We start from the raw sequence: 1,037 nt of genomic DNA on the forward strand, positions 1-1,037 counted from the left end.
GGGCGTGTCAGATCGTCTGTGTAGGTGTTGCGGTCCGATCCTGAGGTGGGAGCCTCGAGAAGGAGCGGGTGATGGTCACTTCCAACGGGCAGGTGCCGGTGGCGGAGCAGGACGAGAACGGGCCCGTCGGCCCGGGCCGGGTGAGCGCGAAACAGCTTCGGGAGTTGATGGCCGACGACACCTGGCTTGATGAGCTGATCGACTCGGCGCAGCAGGGTGGGGTGCAGCTGACCGGTCAGGGCGGGTTCCTGCCGGAGATGATCAAAGCGGTCCTCGAGCGCGGCCTGGCGGCGGAGCTGACCGGCCACCTCGGTTACGAGCACGGCGATCCGGCTGGTCGTGGATCGCCGAACTCCCGGAACGGCACGACCCCCGAAGAAGGTCTCCACCGAGATCGGCCCGGTCCCGTTGGACGTGCCCCGCGACCGGGCCGGCTCGTTCGAGCCGCGGCTGGTTCCGAAGGGGCAGCGCCGCCTCGGCGGGTTGGACGAGCAGATCATCAGCCTCTACGCCGGCGGGATGACCGTCCGCGACATCCAGGCGCACCTGTCCCGAACGTTGGGCACCGAGTTGTCCCACGACACGATCAGCCGGGTCACCGACGCGGTCCTGGACGAGGTCAGGGCCTGGCAGTCCCGCCCGTTGGAAGAGCTCTACCCGATCATGTACCTGGACGCGATCGTGGTGAAAGTCCGCGACGGGCACCAGGTCCGGAACAAGGCCGCGCACATCGCCGTCGGCGTCGACATGGACGGCGTCAAGCACGTTCTCGGGATCTGGGTGCAATCCACCGAGGGCTCCAAGTTCTGGGCCGGGGTCTGCGCCGAGCTGGCGAACCGAGGCGTGAAAGACGTGCTGATCGTGTGCTGCGACGGGCTGACCGGGCTCCCGGAGGCGATCGAGGCGACCTGGCCGCGGACCACCGTCCAAACCTGTGTGGTGCATCTGATCAGGTCCTCGATGCGTTTCGTGTCCTACAACGACCGCAAGGCCATCGCCGCGGAGCTGAAGAAGATCTACACCGCCCCCGGCGTGGA

At 67.6% G+C, this 1,037-nt stretch carries 1 pseudogene; it reads left to right on the top strand.

The features are described 5' to 3' along the window. Positions 1–167: 167 nt before the first annotated feature. Positions 168–1,037: pseudogene (locus ACVBEQ_RS28050) on the top strand (IS256 family transposase); the annotation flags it as partial.

The sequence above is a fragment of the Nakamurella sp. GG22 genome (assembly GCF_052976845.2).